Origin of the sequence: Vibrio sp. 10N.222.55.B11 (assembly GCF_041473705.1) — a bacterium.
Taxonomy (GTDB): Bacteria; Pseudomonadota; Gammaproteobacteria; order Enterobacterales; family Vibrionaceae; genus Vibrio; species Vibrio crassostreae_C.
In genome coordinates this window covers 24,969-41,604 of the sequence record NZ_JBFRST010000012.1, presented here as the reverse complement: position 1 = coordinate 41,604, position 16,636 = coordinate 24,969, and the positions used below count along the sequence as shown (strand labels likewise).

Genomic DNA, 16,636 nt, shown 5'->3' with positions numbered 1-16,636 from the left:
TTTATAAGACGATCGTAAGTATTCCGTGCAAGCCTTATCTATAATAAGCACAATAACCAATCATTAACGTAACGATTAATGTGAATATGCAATCGACCTCTCTCCTGATACAAGACATAGAACAAACCCAGCGTGAATTGCAAAAGATAGATTTTCATCAACATGAAGACCTACTGATTCAGGTGTTTTCTTCTTTCGAGAAAGGTTCGGTTTTGGCTGCCTGCCAAGTGATTCAAGCGACTTTCCCTAATGCTAGGCTGATTGGCTGTAGTGCAAACCACTACATCAGCCAAGGCGTCATCCTGCATCAAGGTCTCTATCTTATTGTCACTCGCTTCGATGCGACCTCTTACACTTGTGGCGTTGTCGAATACAGCAAGCAACCACTATTAGATAGTCAATCGATGTGGCAGCAGCTTGAGTGCAATGCCAATACTCAAAGTATCATCTGTTTCGCGGATCGCTTGCAGATAAACAACCGCGACTTATTTTCAGCGTTTGAACAATCGAGATATTCATTGCCTATTTGTGGCGGTGCATCGACCATCACAGATAATGGGCGATGGGTAATGCTAGATGGCACTTGCTATGAGAATGCCTATGTGATGTTGGCGCTGCACAGTGTTGAGCTCTCCATCGCTAAGGGTTACTACACTGAATGGAATCCGATTGGTCGAACTTTTCGAGTGACAGGTGCTCAAGAGAACCGGTTGTTGGAACTGGATGGGATGCCTGTTCGCGAACTCTACAATCGTTACCTCGCTGATGGCCTCGAAGTGCCTTTTGAGCAACTGCATAACTTTCCCTTGATGGTCGGTGACCCGAAAGAGCAAAACATTCACTTACCGCTCAAGGTAACGGAAAGTGGAGAGATAGAATTCAGCGGCCTGTTCCAAGTGGGCGATGAGGTCCGGTTTTGTTATGACCATCCATCACTGACCTTAGAGCAGATACGACTGGGCGTGCAGCAGATCGCCTCTCATAGGCCAGAACAGTTCTTCATTTATAACTGTACATCTCGTATCGACTTTATTGATGGCAACCAAGAGGTTGAGGTTTTCCAAAAATTGGCCGACAGCTATGGCGTTTACTGCATGGGAGAACTTTATCAAGAGAATGGCCAACAGCGAATCTTGCACCATAGCCTCACTTATCTTGCGCTTAGAGAAGGCGAGGGTAAGGCGGTATTGCCATTAGAGACGCAACCCGCGACCAACATATCCCCTCTGTTTTCATTGATCCGAAATGCACTGCTTGATGTCGATGACATGAACAACAGCATGGCGAGTAAGATTCAGCAGCAAGCCACTGCATTGACGGCAAGCTATCGAATTGATCACCGTACAGGTTTACCCAATCGAAGTGTGCTGCGTGAGAAACTGTCGAAGATGAGCAGTGATAGCCACTTACTAGCTTTGAAGGTCACGACCTTTGGTCAGATCAATGAGAAGTATGGTTATCGAGTAGGTGACAAGCTTCTGCATGATTTGAGTGAGTACTTTCAAAAGGCGCTGTGGCAGTTCTTTGATGAGGGCTGTCAGCTCTACAGTATCGGTATTGGTGAGTGGGCGGTGGTGTTTGATAGTTGGGCGAGCCAAGAACATATTCATCAGCGATTCTCGGAATTTGCCGATCAAACCGAGCATGTGAATTTTGAGCCTACCGGTTTACCCGATATTGATTACTTGTCGGTGTCTATCTGTGCGGGTATCGCCAGCCGTCGAGATTTCCCGACTACCTCTATTGATGACTTATTGTTGAAGGCGATTGATGCGAGGCGCAGCGCTGTCAGCCAGAACAAGCACCTAGTGAGCGCCAAGGCACTCATTCAATTGGAGAAGCATCGCCAAGAGCAACTTGGTTGGCTGTCGTGCGTGAGTCGCGCGGTGCTTAATCAGAATATTGTGGCGTGCTCTCAGCCCATAGTTTCAGCACACAGTCATCAGGTAGAGAGCTACGAGTGTTTGGTTCGAATTGAAGAGGACGGTCAGTTAATTGCACCGGGTAAGTTCTTGCCAATCATTGAAGGAACCCATCTCTATACACGCCTCAGTCGTCAGATGATAACGCGCACCTTCGATTTTATGAGTCAGCGAACCGATTCGTTCTCAATTAATTTAGCGCCACAAGATTTCAGCAATGAGAAAACCATTCTTCACCTTGAACAAGCGATCAAGAAAATCAGTCACCCACAGCGTATTGGCTTGGAGGTGTTAGAAACGGAACAAATTCAGGATTACGGTCGCTTGATTGAGGTGTGTAATCACTTCCGCGATCTTGGTGTGAATATTATTGTTGATGACTTTGGTTCGGGCTATTCGAACATTGATGAGATATTGAAGCTAGAACCACAGGTGATCAAGCTTGATGGCAGTTTGATTCGCAATATTGATAAAGATAAAAAGCAGCGCAAGATCGCTCAGCAGTTGGTGAGCTTATGCCAGATTCTGAATGCTAAGACGGTGGCGGAGTTCGTTCATAATGAGCAGGTGTGCCGTATTGCTGAAGACATGGGGGTCGATTACTTGCAAGGGTATTACTTTGGTCAACCTCAGCGTTTGTTTTGATGGAGCGAGCGTTTCACGTGAAACACTGGTTGGCTCAATAACGAAAATACGATGTAAAAAGGGTGAGCTTATGGCTCACCCTTTTTGTTTTTAGTGTCTGTCTCGTCCCGAAATGTGTTTTTACCTTCCCGCGCGCCTGCTTGGTCTATTTGAGGGCGTGGCCACACTTGTCGGCGTGGAACACTTTTAGATAATGCTGGTAGTAGTCATCAATGAGCTTGGCAGATTCACTTTCACCTAAAGATTTGAGTAACTCAATACCCACTTCACAAGTACACAAGTGGCCACTGTCTTGGTTGCGGCGCAAGGTGTATGAAGATTCGCTGGTAATATCGAGGTGAACTTGCGGAACGGCTTGTAACCACGAGCTCTTGTTAAGCATCTTCTTCGCTTCTTGCCATGTGCCATCCAAGATGATGAATAGCGGCTTACGGCTCTGGGCTTGGGTCATTACAGCTTGCTGGCACTCGACACTTTGATCACTTGGGAATAAAAGAAACGGTTGTCGTGTTTCATCGTCAAGCAGTGCGATGAGCTCCGCTGGTGGTGTTTTCCTTTGCCATACAATGGACTGACACTGATCAAGGGATTGCTGAAGCAGCTTCCCTGTATTGGTATCGCGTGACAGTTCATTCTCATGAGTGAGCAGTACAAGATCGATTTGGCTTGCGACACTAGGTATCAGGTGACAAATACATTGGTGAGTGAAGCTACAACCATGGCAAGCTTGTTGGTTACTCATGTTTACAACTTCACTCCACTTTGTGCGGGTGAGATACCATCAGCAAACAAAACCACGTCGCTGATATCAGCATCATCTGCAACTGGAGCGACACTTGGGTTTAGCGGGTAGCTGACACCAGAGTATGAAAGTGTGTGTTTCGCCGGTGTTGCACCGCCGCCACTGACATTGAAGATCAGATCCTGCCAGCCGTGGTTTTGCGATTTACCTAAGCGTATGTCGCCCTTAACCAGTGTCACTCGGCTATTGAAGCGCCAGTTATCTTGATGGTTTTCGAAAATTAGCAGTGTACAGCCACCAGAACCACACCAATCGAGTTGGGCGAACAGCTCTTCTTTACCGTCGCCGTTGAGGTCGTAGGTTAACCAGCGGTATTTAGTGTCGTCAGGTGAGCTGTTGTTGATCTTAAAGTATTCGCGGATCGCTTGGTCGACTTTTGGATCAAGTTGATCGCTGGAGTTCACCTGCTTTGCGGTTAGATCAACGTTAGTGGTGGTGTTTACTTGTGCTTGCGCACTCTTAGCTTCGAATAGCACCAGACCGCCATTGGCAATCGGATACACCACGTTGCCCACTTTCTCTTTTTCAGCGATTAGCTTGCCATTATCGAGTGTGAAGATGCGCTCGGAGATCAAATATTGTTGCTGGTGGCGAGTCATAACCACTTGTACCTGATTTTGGTTCAGTTGCTGCCAGAAGCCTTGTTCAACAATAGAAGGGTCTCCATTGCTGTATGAATAAGTCGTGATAGCACTGTGGTCATTGTTGAGTTCAAGGTTGATAGAGAACCCTGAGTTTTGCGTTGAGCTAGCGAAGTAGAGTCCGCTCCAGTCCAGCGTTGGATCTTGGTTAGAGACCGTCGCACAGCCATTGTAGTTACTGTCATTGAGGTTAAGCTTGGCATGCCACCCATAGATAGAATCGCTCATGCCGTCGCTACAGCTCTCTTTTGTAAGGTTGAGTTTGCCTTGCGCTGCTTTACCTTCTAATTGGTAATCACGACTGCTTGGTGTGGTGCGGCTTGATTCAATATCGAGGGTTTGTGGCTGTTCGCCCATCTTAGTATATTTCAGCTGGTCTTTATCGAAGGTTGCTGACCAGAAGGGTTCATTACCGAATACTCGTGTTGAACGCAGTGGTTGGTCGCAGCGCTCAGGGTTCTCTGCGGTTAGGATGTTCACTTGGTCAACCACGAAACGCGCTGTGAAATCTGCGTTATAACCCGTTTGGCTCGGCACGGTTAGGTGACCAATCAGCTCGCCATATAAGGCTTGGTAAGGTCTCGTTGAGAGCCCTTGTGCTTCTAACGCTAACTCTGGAGATAAGTCTAACCAGTATTGTTGTTGGCTACCGCAAGGAGTGAAGGTTCGGCTTTCATGGCCAACCACCACCTGACCACGCATGATGAAGGTTTGCGGTTGAATGCTCAGTGGCTCATCCAAGTTTGCTGGGGGCTGTTCAGGTTGTTGCGGCGTATCAGGTGCCGTAACACAGCCTTGTAGAGCGAACGCGACTAGCCATGTCACTGGGTTTTTCATTACCTTCATGTTATATCTTCCTCGGAGCAACCGTTAATTGGATTTATTATGGCATATTGGTTATTTAAAACAGAACCCGACACCTTCTCTATTCAGACTCTTAGAGTACAAAAAACCTCTTGTTGGGAGGGTGTACGCAACTATCAGGCTCGAAACATGATGCGTGATGACGTCAAGCTTGGCGATCTGGTGATGATATACCACTCATCATGTAAAAAAGTTGGCGTAGCGGGGATCGCTAAAGTAACCAGAGAAGCCTACCCAGACCACTTTCAGTTCGACCCTGAGAGTGATTACTACGATCCTAAGTCTTCACCCGATAACCCACGCTGGATCATGGTGGATGTCGAGTTTGTGCGAGTGACTGAGCGCTTGATTCCTTTGGTTACGCTTAAAGCCATGCCTGAACTCTCCGAAATGCCCTTGGTGAAACGCGGTAATCGCTTATCGATCATGCCGGTTACCGAACAAGAGTGGCAGGCAATCTTAAGCAAAGAAGTGTTAGGTTCTCGATAGCGTTAGAGAGAGCTTTTTACGTAAGGTTCAAAAAAGGCAGCCAGTTGGCTGCCTTTTTATTTATTCAGATCTGTTCAACGAGCGAGATTAGAGCAGATGCTTTTCTAGGTAGTGAGCAACGGCATCGTCTGCGTTACTGCCAATCACTTCATTGTCAGGTAGTGCTTTCATCACTTTCTCATGTGATGTACCCATGATTAGACCTTTACCCGCCATAGCCAGCATTTCAGCGTCGTTCATGCCATCACCAAAGGCAACACAGTTATCCAGAGTCAGGTTTAGTGATTTTGCAACAGCGTCTAGAGCGTGGCCTTTAGAGACTTCAGCTGCCATCACTTCCAGACACCAAGGTGTAGAGAAGGCGATGTTCAGTTTGTCGCCAAAAGCATCTCTTAGCTTTTGTTCAAACGTGACGAGATATTCGTGGTCTTGTTCTGGATGTGTGAAGAAGACTTTCGCGATGCCTTCGCTTGGTGCGTTTTCAGCTTCAAAGCGCTTGTAGCTAAAGCCAGACTCACTGTGGAATTTAGCCAACATTTCATCTTCACGGTCTAGTAACCAATCTTCATTCTGGTACATGTGAATAAAGAGGTTTGGATCTTGGCGCACAATATCAATAACTGGCTGAACGAGTTCCTGAGGTACGTTCTGGCTATACATCAGTTGATCGTTTTGGTCATGCACGCGTGCACCGTTTGAAGTGATCATGTACGCCGGAATACCTGCTATCTGACGAATACCCGCCACATCGACGTGGTGACGACCCGTAGCGAAGATGAAGGTATAACCTTGGTCGTGTAATTTCTTAAGCGTTAGCTTGGTAAAGTCGCTTAGCTGATGGTTGGGAGCCAAAAGCGTACCATCTAAATCAGAAGCAACAATTTTCACGGAATCTTTTAGTGCAGGAATACTCATTTAACCCTCATTGCAAAATGCTTAACCAATATTGACGCTAGCCAGCGCTAGAATCGTTTTAACTACAATATCTCTAGGTAGAAATTGTATGCCAAATTCATGCAAGAAAAGAGGGCAAAGCTCACTTACTTCTCTTCCTCTTTAGCGCTTATTTTCTTGGTAGGTTGCTTAGCCTATTAGCTCTAGGCGAAAAACTGATTGATCGCATCCAGTGTTTGATTGCGATATTCATCCTGCTCAAACAACACCTCATGCCTAGAACCCTCAATCAACTTAAACTGACAATCAGAGTTGGTTTTCTTCAGCTTAGAGATGAACTTTACTTGAGCACTGTTACTGACAATCTTTTCATCCCCAGCTTGAATCAATAGCAGAGGGATCTTGATTTGACGAGTTTGTTGAATTGCTTGCTTGGCGGCCATTAACCCTTGCCACACCCAACGCGTGCTTGGTCCACCCACCTGCAAAGATGGAGACTCGTCATATAAGCGGCGGAACCACTGATAGCGAACCTTACTGTGGCTCAGTAAGTTGTTTTCAAAAGGCTTCGAATAATATGCTTGCTGGCCCGGCGCGTAAGTTGGCTTGGCATAAAAAGCGGTAAGCACTTGTCCAACGATCATCGCGATAGGTTTCAGGTACCACTCGGTATTGATACCAAACATCGGAGCGCACAGAGTCACCTTATCAAACGGGTGGTCTGGATGGGTTTGTAGGTAGCGAGTGGCTATGGTGCTGCCCATTGAGTGTGCGAGCAGGTAGCGATTGGAATACTTACTGAGATCAAAACTGGCAATGACGTCAGACATGTCAGATTCATAATCATCAAACTCATGAATGTGACCAATATCAGAGTCTGTTACCATACGTTCAGACTGGCCTTGACCTTGGTGGTCAAATGAATAAACGTCATAGCCTTGTTGATAAAAATCATAAAAGATTTCTTGGTATTTTTGGCAGCATTCGATACGGCCATTTGAAATCACAATAGCTTTGCTGTGCTTTTCTGAGGTGAGGCTGCACCAGTACAGTTTCTTTTTACCAGACGATGTTAAAAACCCCTCTTTTCTTTGTTGCCAAAGAGCGTTGATCGGGTGTTTAATCGCATGATCGAACTGAGGTTCTTGAGTGTAAGGGAAGGTGGCTTCGCTGTGGTTTTCCATGGGAAATTACCTGAACTGATGCGTGTGAGAGCTTTATTGCTACTAATGTTGTTAGATTAAAGAACTAGTAAGGAAATGCAAATGGATACTCATGTTTGGCTTGCTTATGTTGTCACAGCGATTTTGTTTAGCTTGGCTCCGGGCTCGGGTACCGTTAACTCAATCAGTAATGGGCTTAGCTATGGCACTAAAAAGTCACTCGCATCAATTGTTGGCTTACAGCTTGGTCTTGCGTTTCACATTATGCTGGTGGGCGCGGGTATCGGTGCACTCGTTGCTAAGTCTGCGTTGGCGTTCACCATCATTAAGTGGGTCGGCGTGGTGTACTTACTTTGGTTAGGTATTCAAAAGTGGCGTGATAGCTCGAGCCTAGTAGCATCTGAAGAAAGCTCTACTCTGTCGAGTGGCAAACTGCTGAGAAACGCTGTGCTTATCAACCTAACTAACCCGAAATCAATCGTGTTTTTGGTGGCTTTGTTTCCTCAGTTTATTGACCCTACACAACCTCAAGCACCTCAGTTATTAGTGCTAGGTGTGACGACAGTATTCATTGATAGCGTTGTTATGTTGGGTTACACCTCATTAGCGTCACAAATGGGACGTTTTATTCGCTCTGATCGCATAATGGGTAAGATAAATAAAATATTTGGTGGTATGTTCATGGGCTGCGGTGCTTTGCTAGCTGCCGCGAAAGCTTAGATTAAGCGACTGAGTTATAGTTAAACCAATCAGAGTTATCAAGAAATGACCGCTACATACGTTGCTCGACAACCTATCTTAAATCGCAAGAGGAATACACTCGGCTATGAGTTGTTATTTCGCGATGGAGAAAAGAATGCGTACCCAGCGCATATTGAGTCTAATCGAGCAACGTATCGTCTGATTGTTGAGAACTTCTTGTCTGTTGGTCTTAACCCTTCTATTCCATCTTCACGCTGCTTTATCAACTTCCCTTATCAAAGTTTGATTCGTCGACTGCCCTTAAGTTTGCCGAAAGATAAGGTGGTGGTAGAGATTCTGGAAACCTGTAAACCAACAGATGAATTGTTGGAAGCGGTTAAAGACCTTTACCAAGCGGGTTACATGATTGCCCTAGATGATTTTACTTCGACCCCAGAATGGGAACGTTTCCTTAAATACACGCATATCGTAAAGCTCGATATTATGCAGATGGGTTTGGATGAAGCGTGTGATTTGGTTAGGGCGCATCAAGGGAAAAAGTTTAGCTTTTTGGCGGAGCGCGTTGAGACCGAACAAGAATTCCAGCAAGCCAAAGAGGCTGGCTTTAAGTTTTTCCAAGGTTACTTTTTCAATAAACCGGAAATCATCAAGAGTAAATACATTAGCCCTGAGCAAGTGATTGCTATGGAGCTGTTTCAAGAAGTGTGTAAGCCCGATGTGGACTTTCAACGGGTGGAGAGCATTGTCGCGAAAGATGTGGCGCTCTCATATAAGCTGCTGCGTTTTGTGAATACTATGTCGCCGCGCCTTGAAGTTACCATCTCTTCTTTTCGTCAGGCTTTGGTATATCTAGGTCAAGAGAAACTGAAAATGTTTGTCTCGTTAGCCGTCGCCTCTTATGTGTCCGATAAAAAGCCTAAAGAGCTGTATGGATTGTCTCTACAGCGTGCTCAGTTTTGTCAGCGTATGTCTCGCTATCAGGCATTTGAAGGGTATAGAGAACAGGCCTTTATGATTGGCTTATTCTCCTTGTTGGATGCTCTGTTGGACTTGTCGTTAGATAACTTAGTCGAGCAGTTGCCGCTGTGTAAAAGTATCAAGGTTGCTCTATTACGTAGAGAAGGGCCATATGGTACCTTGCTCGCACTTGAAGAGAGCTTTGAGCATGCCGATTGGCAACAGATTGATGAGCACTGCGCCGATTTAGGATTAAGCGTGGATCAGGTTAAAACGGAGCTTACTGAAGCGCGCCGTTGGAGCCATACCGTGACCAACAAGCTCTGATATTTCTTCGTTAAACTTTTATGACAATTGAAACGCACGCCTTGACGTGCGTTTTTTTATATCTAAGATATGTGCATATCCATATATGAGTATGTTTTTATGCTTCCTCACCAATTTTTTAAATTACTGTCCGATGAAACGCGAGTGCGTTGCTTAATGTTGATAGTTCGCAATGAGTGCTTATCGGTTGGTGAGTTGACTCAGGCATTGCAAGAAAGTCAGCCAAAGGTTTCACGCCATCTTGCGCAGCTGCGTTCAAACGGTGTTTTGATTGATGTTCGCCAGGGGCAGTGGGTGTTTTACCGCCTGTCACAAGATTTACCAGGTTGGATGCTAAAGTTAATTGACGACCTTATTGCATCGAACTGTTTGAAAACTGAATACCAGCAAGATATTGAGCGCTTAGAGTCGATGAACTCACGCCCAGTATGTTGCGTTTAAATACATTAAAACTTAATGCCGAAATAGTTGTAGTTGCAGCTAGGCGACAAGTGAACTTATCCCTATGAGCATAGTGGCTCTATGTAATTAGGGCGGCCGGCGCTCCGGTAAGTGAACGTAGTCAACAACGCTGCGGCTTCAAATATGAAGGCAATTAACTGAGAGAACAGAAAATGACAGTCAAAGTAGGTATTAATGGTTTTGGTCGTATCGGCCGTCTAGCACTTCGCGCAGCATTCGATTGGGATGAGCTAGAATTTGTTCAAATTAACGATGTTGCTGGCGACACAACAACACTGGCCCACCTTCTAGAATTTGATTCAGTTCAAGGTCGCTTTCACCACGAAGTAACTGCAGAAGGCGATGAGATGATCATTAATGGCCAGCGCATCAAGACCACACAAGAGCGCGACATCGATGCGATCGATTGGTCTGGTTGTGATGTGGTTATCGAAGCGACAGGTGTTCACCGTAAGACCTCTTTCCTAAACAAATACCTAGAGCAGGGCGTGAAACGTGTTGTGGTATCGGCGCCAGTGAAAGAAGAAGGCATCGCAAACATCGTTGTTGGTGTGAATGACAATATCTTCGACCCTGCGGTACACAAAATCGTAACGGCAGCGTCTTGTACAACGAACTGTATCGCGCCAGTGGTTAAGGTGATCAACGAGAAGCTTGGTATCGAGAACGCAGCCTTCACCACTATTCACGATTTAACTAACACGCAAACTATTCTTGATGCGCCGCACAAAGACTTACGCCGCGCACGTGCATGTGGCATGAGTCTTATCCCAACAACGACGGGCAGCGCCAAAGCGATTGTTGAGATCTTCCCTGAGCTAGAAAACCGCATCAACGGCCACGCAGTTCGTGTACCGCTAGCGAACGCTTCTCTGACAGACATCATCTTCGAAGTGAAGCAAGACACCACGGCAGAAGAAGTTAACGCGATGCTGAAAGAAGCGTCTCAGAATGAACTAAAAGGTATTCTTGGCTTTGAAGAGCGTCCACTGGTTTCTATCGATTACAAAGGCGACCAACGCTCAACAATCGTGGATGCACTATCAACGATGTTGGTCGGTAAGCGCATGGTTAAGATCTACGCTTGGTACGACAATGAGATGGGTTACGCAACACGTACCGCTGAGCTTGTTCGTACCGTTGGCCTTGCTTAATAAGAATCTGGAGAAGATATAATGATACATCCAACATGGCAACTAGACCTAGAGCAAGGTGCGCTAGTGCTTACTCCGTGCCCAGGCACAAAAGAAGCAACGCTTGATGCATCACTGGCTCAGCTAAAAGAGCAAGGCGTTGAAGCTATCGTGACAGCACTTGATGACCATGAGCTTGCAAGCAAAGACGTGGCGGCACTTGGTGAAAAAACACGTGCGTTAGGTATGCAATGGTTCCAGATCGAAATTGAAGACGACTGTGCACCGGGTGCTGGTTTTGCTGCGAAGTGGCAAGCAGCTAGCCCTGAGCTACATAACATCGTCGATAACGGCGGCAAGGTTGCAATGCATTGTATGGGCGGCTCTGGTCGCACTGGTTTGTTCGCAGCTCACCTACTGTTAGAAAAAGGCTGGGATTTGAGCAAGGTAGTTCAAGAGGTGCAGGCACTGCGTCCAGGTGCCTTCACTAAACCTATCCAGGTTGAATACATTAATGGCGTAGCGAATAGCTAATAGTCATCAGTGTTAGACAGGGAGCTTTTGGTATCTGGAGTGTTGAACTTATCATGATCCAAAAGCTCTTTTTGTTTAGATTGCAGAGATAGCGTTATGTTTTCAAATCTAAGTAAGAGCGTTCGCCAATACATGTTGGTGACTTTTAACTACTGGAACTTCACCATTACTGATGGTGCACTTCGCATGTTGGTGGTTCTGTATTTTTACGACCTTGGCTACAGTTCACTAGAAATCGCCTCACTGTTTCTTTTCTATGAATTCTTTGGTGTGGTGACCAACCTAATCGGTGGCTGGTTAGGGGCGCGTCTTGGACTCAATAAGACCATGAACATCGGCTTAGGGATGCAAGTCGTCGCCTTGGGTATGCTTGCGGTGCCATCAGCCATGTTGACCATTCCTTGGGTAATGGCGGCGCAGGCTTTGTCTGGTATTGCTAAAGACCTCAATAAGATGAGTGCCAAGAGCTCGATTAAGACTCTGGTTCCTGATGAACAACAGGGCGCACTTTATAAGTGGATTGCGATTCTGACCGGATCTAAGAATGCGCTTAAAGGGGCAGGCTTCTTTATTGGTGGTTTACTGCTTTCAACGATTGGCTTCCAATACGCCGTGCTCGCGATGGCAGCCGTGTTGGCATTGGTCTTCGTTGGCAGTGTGTTGAGCTTAGAAGCGGACATGGGCAAAGCGAAAACCAAGCCTAAGTGCAAACAGATCTTCTCTAAGTCTGAATCCATCAACATCCTATCCGCAGCACGTATGTTCCTGTTTGGCGCTCGTGATGTGTGGTTTGTGATTGCTTTGCCGATTTACCTAGGCAGTGTGTTTGGTTGGGATCACTCATGGGTTGGCGGTTTCTTAGCTGCTTGGACTATCGCTTATGGCTTTGTACAGGGCATAGCGCCGAAGATTACTGGTAAAGCTCAAGGTAAGGTGCCAGATGGCCATGCCGCGCTGTTATGGGCTGGTGCGCTGGCTATAGTGACCGCTGCTATCGCTTATGCGGTACAGATTGGCTGGCAACCCGAGTTAGTTATTATCGGTGGCTTGATGGTGTTTGGTGTCATCTTTGCGGTGAACTCATCACTTCACTCATATTTGATTGTGAGTTATGCGAAAGGCGATGGCGTTTCTCTTGATGTCGGTTTCTACTACATGGCAAACGCGATGGGTCGTTTGATTGGCACGATATTGTCGGGCTTGGTATTCCAAATGGCAGGTTTGTCTGCGTGTCTGTGGGTTTCCTTCGCATTCTTGGCGATAACGACGGTGATCTCTCTGCGTTTACCGAAAGTGCCGCAAATTTCAGCGGCATAAGCTTCAGCCGCACGAGCTAAATTCGTATGAGCTAAATTCGCGATAAGCATCTCCTTTAACACTAAGCTGACTTGGTATTTATTCCGGTCAGCTTTTTTATTGCTATAGTAGAATGATTGAATATTAATCAGGCATTTACATGAAGCAGCGAATTCTCTTTTTTGATTTAGCACGATGTGTCGCGGCCGTAGCGGTTATCGCGATTCATGTTTTGGCGCCTTATCGCAATGAATTGGGCACTATTCCTTTCGGTGAATGGCTTACTGCCATTACGGTAAACGGTTTCAGCCGCTGGGCAGTACCTGTGTTCATTTTGATTACGGGTGCACTGATGCTCAGTGATCAGCGCCCGTTTGACGCCAAATACTACCTCAAGCGTCGTTTGGGCAAGGTACTGATACCTTTCATTGTCTGGTCGCTTTTCTATACCTATCTGTCGGGCTGGTCGGCAATGGGCTTTGATGCCGACGTCAGTTGGGACGTGTTGCTTAATAGCTACCATCATTACACCTATTACCACCTTGGTTTCTTCTATTACTTCATCCCACTCTATTTTGTGATTCCGTTCTTGCAGATCATGGTTAGAAAGTACGGTGATAGATCGGTCTATGCCTTTACGGCGGTATGGTTGTTCACAACATTGCTGTTCTTACTGAAAATCGATGGCCCTTGGAGTCACGAATTGTGGTTGTACACCGGTTACTTACCATTGGGTTACTTGCTGTATAAGATTGTGCCACTTAACAAGATGACCGTTGGCGTGAGTGTGTTACTGGGTGGGCTAGCGTTACTAACCACGGTTTACATGGTGGTTGATGCAAGCTTGGTAGCAGAAGAGTACACGGTAGGGCGCTGGCTATCTTACAAAACGTTGAATACCGTATTAGCCGCGAGCATGGTGTTCATGGTATGCCGTTACTATGGTGAAGGCCTGTCTGAGAAGAGTAACCAAGTGGTTGGCTTTATCAGTAAGCACAGCTTAGGTATTTACCTGCTGCACCCGATTTTCTTGTGGCCGATGAAAGAGTTTGGTTGGTACCAAGGACATCCGGCATGGGTTATTCCATTATGGATTGTGATCAGCGGAGCTGGCGCATTATGGATGAGCTGGTTGGTGTCTAAGTCAGAGAAAACGCGTTGGTTATTGCCTTAGCGGTGATTGCTAAGGCTTTCTGATGGATTGCTTAGGGACGACAGTTGAAGCGGCTGACGTTTAGCGCTTCAACGCAAAGTGTAAGAACTTATCGCCTTGGTAGGTTAAGGTTCCTTTGTCGCCAGGGTTAAGGGCGTGGAAATAGTGGATGCCGACTTGGAATTCTCGCTTCGGACCAACCACACCACGTTGAACGTAAATCCAGTACTCTTGATCTTCTTGGCCCGGTTCTGCGTCAGGAAGGTCGATCGATTGTTTGTCTAACACCGTGACATTCACTTTCTTCTCTGGCGCATTTTCACCTTGCGAGTGTTTTCGATAGAAACCAATAAATACCCAAGCCGCTAGAGCAGCGAGAGCAAAGATGGCAAAAAAGAGTGAATTAGGCATATAACCTCCATGTAGTCGTGATGGTTATTCTAGTCTTTCAGGCAATAGGGATATGTGTTTAAAGCCGTTATTCGTGAACTGTTGTAAGCCAAGCTGATTATTTTTCGGCAGACATCACATTTAATGGTCAGTTTGGGATAAAGCATTGTTATTTATTGTCTCTTTCTCTCGTAAATAACAGTGATTTTGTATAAGAATAGGGAAATGCTCGACTAGAATTATAGTGTGGAGTGGGAGGGCTAAGATGACCGATATTGAAAAAGTGGTGACAAGAACTCGCAATATAGAGAAATTATTGAGGCTTCAATATCATGCCGAAGGCGAAGGATTGCATGAGCTTGTAACAAGCTGTGAAGAAAGGCTACCGCACGATATGGTGAGCAAGCTGCGCTATATCGCAACGTGTCGTAATAAGGTAGTCAATGAACATGAGGCTAAGTTGGAAGACCAACATAAGTTCATCATGATGTGTAACGACTGTGAGAAGGAGCTGACTCCACGTAGTGGTCGTTTTATCTGGCGAGTTGCGATCTTACTGATGATGGCAATGACTTTAGCTGCCGCAGGTTTCTATTATGCGAACTGGGATGTGCTAACACTGCATCTGTTTTCGAAGTGAAAAAATTGAACAAAAAAAGGGACGCTCATGGCGTCCCTTTTTTTATCTGTAACTTGCTTAGTACATCATCGGTAGTGTCATTAGACCTACAACTACCGCGATCATTACAAGTCCTTGTCTTTGCGAAGATGAAATCATAACACTACTCCTAAATTTGGTTGTCTCTCGCTATGTTTTAAAGAATAGCACTACTTATGGCCTTAGATCAAGAATTACTTTCGAAAGCTTTAAAAGTAGTAGAAAACTATGAGTTTTTGGCTTGTTTGGTAGTGTTTAACTGTGTTTTATGGTGTGTTCTTAATTTGTTCGTTGTGATTTATGTTTGTTCTAATTTGATTTAACTTGTTGTTTTGTAATGGTTGTTTTGTGTAATTTATATTGTTAAAGGTTGTTAAACTGTATTAATAGAGGTTGGTGGTGGCTAGGTTGGTTTTGGTTGGTTTTTTAAGTTTTCGGCTTGGTTTTTGTGGCGATTTTTACCGGAGGCTTGAAATAACCTGACAAAACTGGGCGTTAAAAAAGAAAACTGGCTACTTTACAAGTCTAGGCTTGGTTGGCGTTTTTATCTTCCTATTAATCTTGAGTTTGTTTATTTAAGTTATTGTTATTATTTACTTTAAATGTGGTTATTTTAATTTTTTAAGTGTGGTATTTTACGGAATTAGGCCGGTTTTGGTGGGGTCGATAGGTTAGAATTGGCCAAAATTCAAGTATGGCGACTCTAATGCCAGTTTGAATGGGTTTTATGATGATTCGTTCTAGTTTTAAACGAATGGCCATTGTCATGGTGGTAATTGTTACGACTTCAATCTAAAGAGACTCTTTTTAGTGGAAGCGTAATCAAGATCCAATTTTGAGGGGCTGAGGCTTTACATCAACACTCGTGTGCCTAGACTGGCGACGATTTAAAGCAATAGGGCAAGTGGTATGTGGAGTTGGTTAGCGGTTTCCTTATCTGGTATCGGAGCAATAGCAGGAACGAAACATGGACATATCGGTCAGGCCTTATCGTATAAGGTATTTACCTTTGTATTATTAGCGACAATTGCTTTAACTCAGTCGGTTGTGGCTGACTTTACCTATTGGATAGTTGCGGGGTTGGCTATCTCTGCGATCGCAGATGTGCTTCATACTCTCACTCAAAAACGCCCTCTGCATTTTGTCTGCTTCTTATTGGCTCAACTCTGTTACAGCAAAGCTTTTTGGTTACAGCTATCAGGTGAAATGGTTTGGTGGTTGTTCGCGCTGTTATTGGCAGCTTGCGTTGTTGCTTTCTTTTTACTGCTGCCACGCTTAGACAAACTCGTTTTTCCCGTGGTCATCATGGGCATTGTGCTTATTCAGTTAGCATGGGCTTCTGGTGAGGTTTGGCTGCTGGATCCTCAGTTATCACACGCGGTCGGTTTTGCTGGCTGTAGCGTGCTGCTCCTTTCGGCCTTAGCTTATGCGCTAAACAGTTACCGCAGCCCAATCAAGGGCGCTTACTTTTGGGTAACGGGCAGTTACTTTCTCGCACACGCATTCATCGTCGCATCGATTACTATTTAGGGTAGAGCTCGCTTAACTCTGAGCTACATCAAAACGGCGTTGCTAAAACTCGGTACTCTACGTGTAATTCATTA

Annotated in this window: 16 protein-coding genes; 11 read left to right on the top strand and 5 right to left on the bottom strand. The window is 45.5% G+C overall.

Annotated elements, in window-relative coordinates; translation table 11 throughout:
* The first annotated feature begins 86 nt into the window (after nucleotides 1-86).
* Entirely contained in the window at nucleotides 87-2,567 is a 2,481-nt protein-coding gene (locus tag AB4503_RS06145) for an EAL domain-containing protein (RefSeq protein WP_372113985.1), read from the top strand.
* 145 nt (nucleotides 2,568-2,712) lie between these two features.
* Here AB4503_RS06145 and AB4503_RS06140 read toward each other — a convergent pair whose 3' ends face one another.
* Complete coding sequence (locus tag AB4503_RS06140; RefSeq protein ID WP_017061019.1) at nucleotides 2,713-3,309, bottom strand: tRNA-uridine aminocarboxypropyltransferase; 597 nt, start codon at nucleotides 3,307-3,309, stop codon at nucleotides 2,713-2,715.
* 2 nt (nucleotides 3,310-3,311) lie between these two features.
* A complete protein-coding gene (locus AB4503_RS06135) occupies nucleotides 3,312-4,856 on the bottom strand; it encodes a COG3650 family protein (RefSeq protein ID WP_371725448.1) in 1,545 nt (514 codons plus the stop codon).
* 39 nt (nucleotides 4,857-4,895) lie between these two features.
* Here AB4503_RS06135 and AB4503_RS06130 point away from each other — a divergent pair, with 39 nt between their 5' ends.
* The gene (locus AB4503_RS06130) at nucleotides 4,896-5,363 is read left to right on the top strand and encodes an EVE domain-containing protein (RefSeq protein ID WP_017061021.1); all 468 of its coding nucleotides are present in this window, start codon (nucleotides 4,896-4,898) and stop codon (nucleotides 5,361-5,363) included.
* An 87-nt stretch (nucleotides 5,364-5,450) separates the two neighbouring features.
* On the opposite strand, the gene AB4503_RS06125 is transcribed toward AB4503_RS06130, so the two are convergent.
* Together AB4503_RS06125 and AB4503_RS06120 are read right to left on the bottom strand one after the other, a co-directional pair.
* The gene (locus AB4503_RS06125; protein ID WP_017061022.1) at nucleotides 5,451-6,278 is read right to left on the bottom strand and encodes a Cof-type HAD-IIB family hydrolase; all 828 of its coding nucleotides are present in this window, start codon (nucleotides 6,276-6,278) and stop codon (nucleotides 5,451-5,453) included.
* 182 nt (nucleotides 6,279-6,460) lie between these two features.
* The gene (locus tag AB4503_RS06120; RefSeq protein ID WP_017061023.1) at nucleotides 6,461-7,441 is read right to left on the bottom strand and encodes an alpha/beta fold hydrolase; all 981 of its coding nucleotides are present in this window, start codon (nucleotides 7,439-7,441) and stop codon (nucleotides 6,461-6,463) included.
* Nucleotides 7,442-7,522: 81 nt separating this feature from the next.
* On the opposite strand from AB4503_RS06120, the gene rhtB reads away from it, so the two are divergent.
* The 7 genes from rhtB (at nucleotide 7,523) to AB4503_RS06085 (ending at nucleotide 14,005) form a co-directional block, all read left to right on the top strand.
* Nucleotides 7,523-8,140 (top strand): homoserine/homoserine lactone efflux protein, encoded by a 618-nt coding sequence (gene rhtB, locus AB4503_RS06115; RefSeq protein WP_017061024.1) that lies wholly within the window; start codon nucleotides 7,523-7,525, stop codon nucleotides 8,138-8,140.
* 45 nt (nucleotides 8,141-8,185) lie between these two features.
* Entirely contained in the window at nucleotides 8,186-9,406 is a 1,221-nt protein-coding gene (locus AB4503_RS06110) for an EAL and HDOD domain-containing protein (protein ID WP_017061025.1), read from the top strand.
* A 99-nt stretch (nucleotides 9,407-9,505) separates the two neighbouring features.
* A complete protein-coding gene (locus tag AB4503_RS06105) occupies nucleotides 9,506-9,847 on the top strand; it encodes a metalloregulator ArsR/SmtB family transcription factor (RefSeq protein ID WP_017063763.1) in 342 nt (113 codons plus the stop codon).
* A 173-nt stretch (nucleotides 9,848-10,020) separates the two neighbouring features.
* Nucleotides 10,021-11,022 (top strand): ArsJ-associated glyceraldehyde-3-phosphate dehydrogenase, encoded by a 1,002-nt coding sequence (locus AB4503_RS06100; protein WP_017061027.1) that lies wholly within the window; start codon nucleotides 10,021-10,023, stop codon nucleotides 11,020-11,022.
* Nucleotides 11,023-11,043: 21 nt separating this feature from the next.
* The gene (locus AB4503_RS06095) at nucleotides 11,044-11,535 is read left to right on the top strand and encodes a cyclin-dependent kinase inhibitor 3 family protein (protein WP_017061028.1); all 492 of its coding nucleotides are present in this window, start codon (nucleotides 11,044-11,046) and stop codon (nucleotides 11,533-11,535) included.
* 96 nt (nucleotides 11,536-11,631) lie between these two features.
* The gene (gene arsJ, locus AB4503_RS06090) at nucleotides 11,632-12,852 is read left to right on the top strand and encodes an organoarsenical effux MFS transporter ArsJ (RefSeq protein ID WP_372113975.1); all 1,221 of its coding nucleotides are present in this window, start codon (nucleotides 11,632-11,634) and stop codon (nucleotides 12,850-12,852) included.
* A 139-nt stretch (nucleotides 12,853-12,991) separates the two neighbouring features.
* Complete coding sequence (locus tag AB4503_RS06085) at nucleotides 12,992-14,005, top strand: acyltransferase (RefSeq protein ID WP_017061031.1); 1,014 nt, start codon at nucleotides 12,992-12,994, stop codon at nucleotides 14,003-14,005.
* A gap of 60 nt (nucleotides 14,006-14,065) precedes the next feature.
* On the opposite strand, the gene AB4503_RS06080 is transcribed toward AB4503_RS06085, so the two are convergent.
* Complete coding sequence (locus AB4503_RS06080; RefSeq protein ID WP_017061032.1) at nucleotides 14,066-14,395, bottom strand: DUF2500 domain-containing protein; 330 nt, start codon at nucleotides 14,393-14,395, stop codon at nucleotides 14,066-14,068.
* Nucleotides 14,396-14,639: 244 nt separating this feature from the next.
* On the opposite strand from AB4503_RS06080, the gene AB4503_RS06075 reads away from it, so the two are divergent.
* The gene (locus AB4503_RS06075) at nucleotides 14,640-15,014 is read left to right on the top strand and encodes a hypothetical protein (RefSeq protein WP_004736595.1); all 375 of its coding nucleotides are present in this window, start codon (nucleotides 14,640-14,642) and stop codon (nucleotides 15,012-15,014) included.
* Nucleotides 15,015-15,941: 927 nt separating this feature from the next.
* Complete coding sequence (locus AB4503_RS06070) at nucleotides 15,942-16,562, top strand: lysoplasmalogenase (protein WP_017061033.1); 621 nt, start codon at nucleotides 15,942-15,944, stop codon at nucleotides 16,560-16,562.
* The last annotated feature ends 74 nt before the right edge of the window (nucleotides 16,563-16,636 follow it).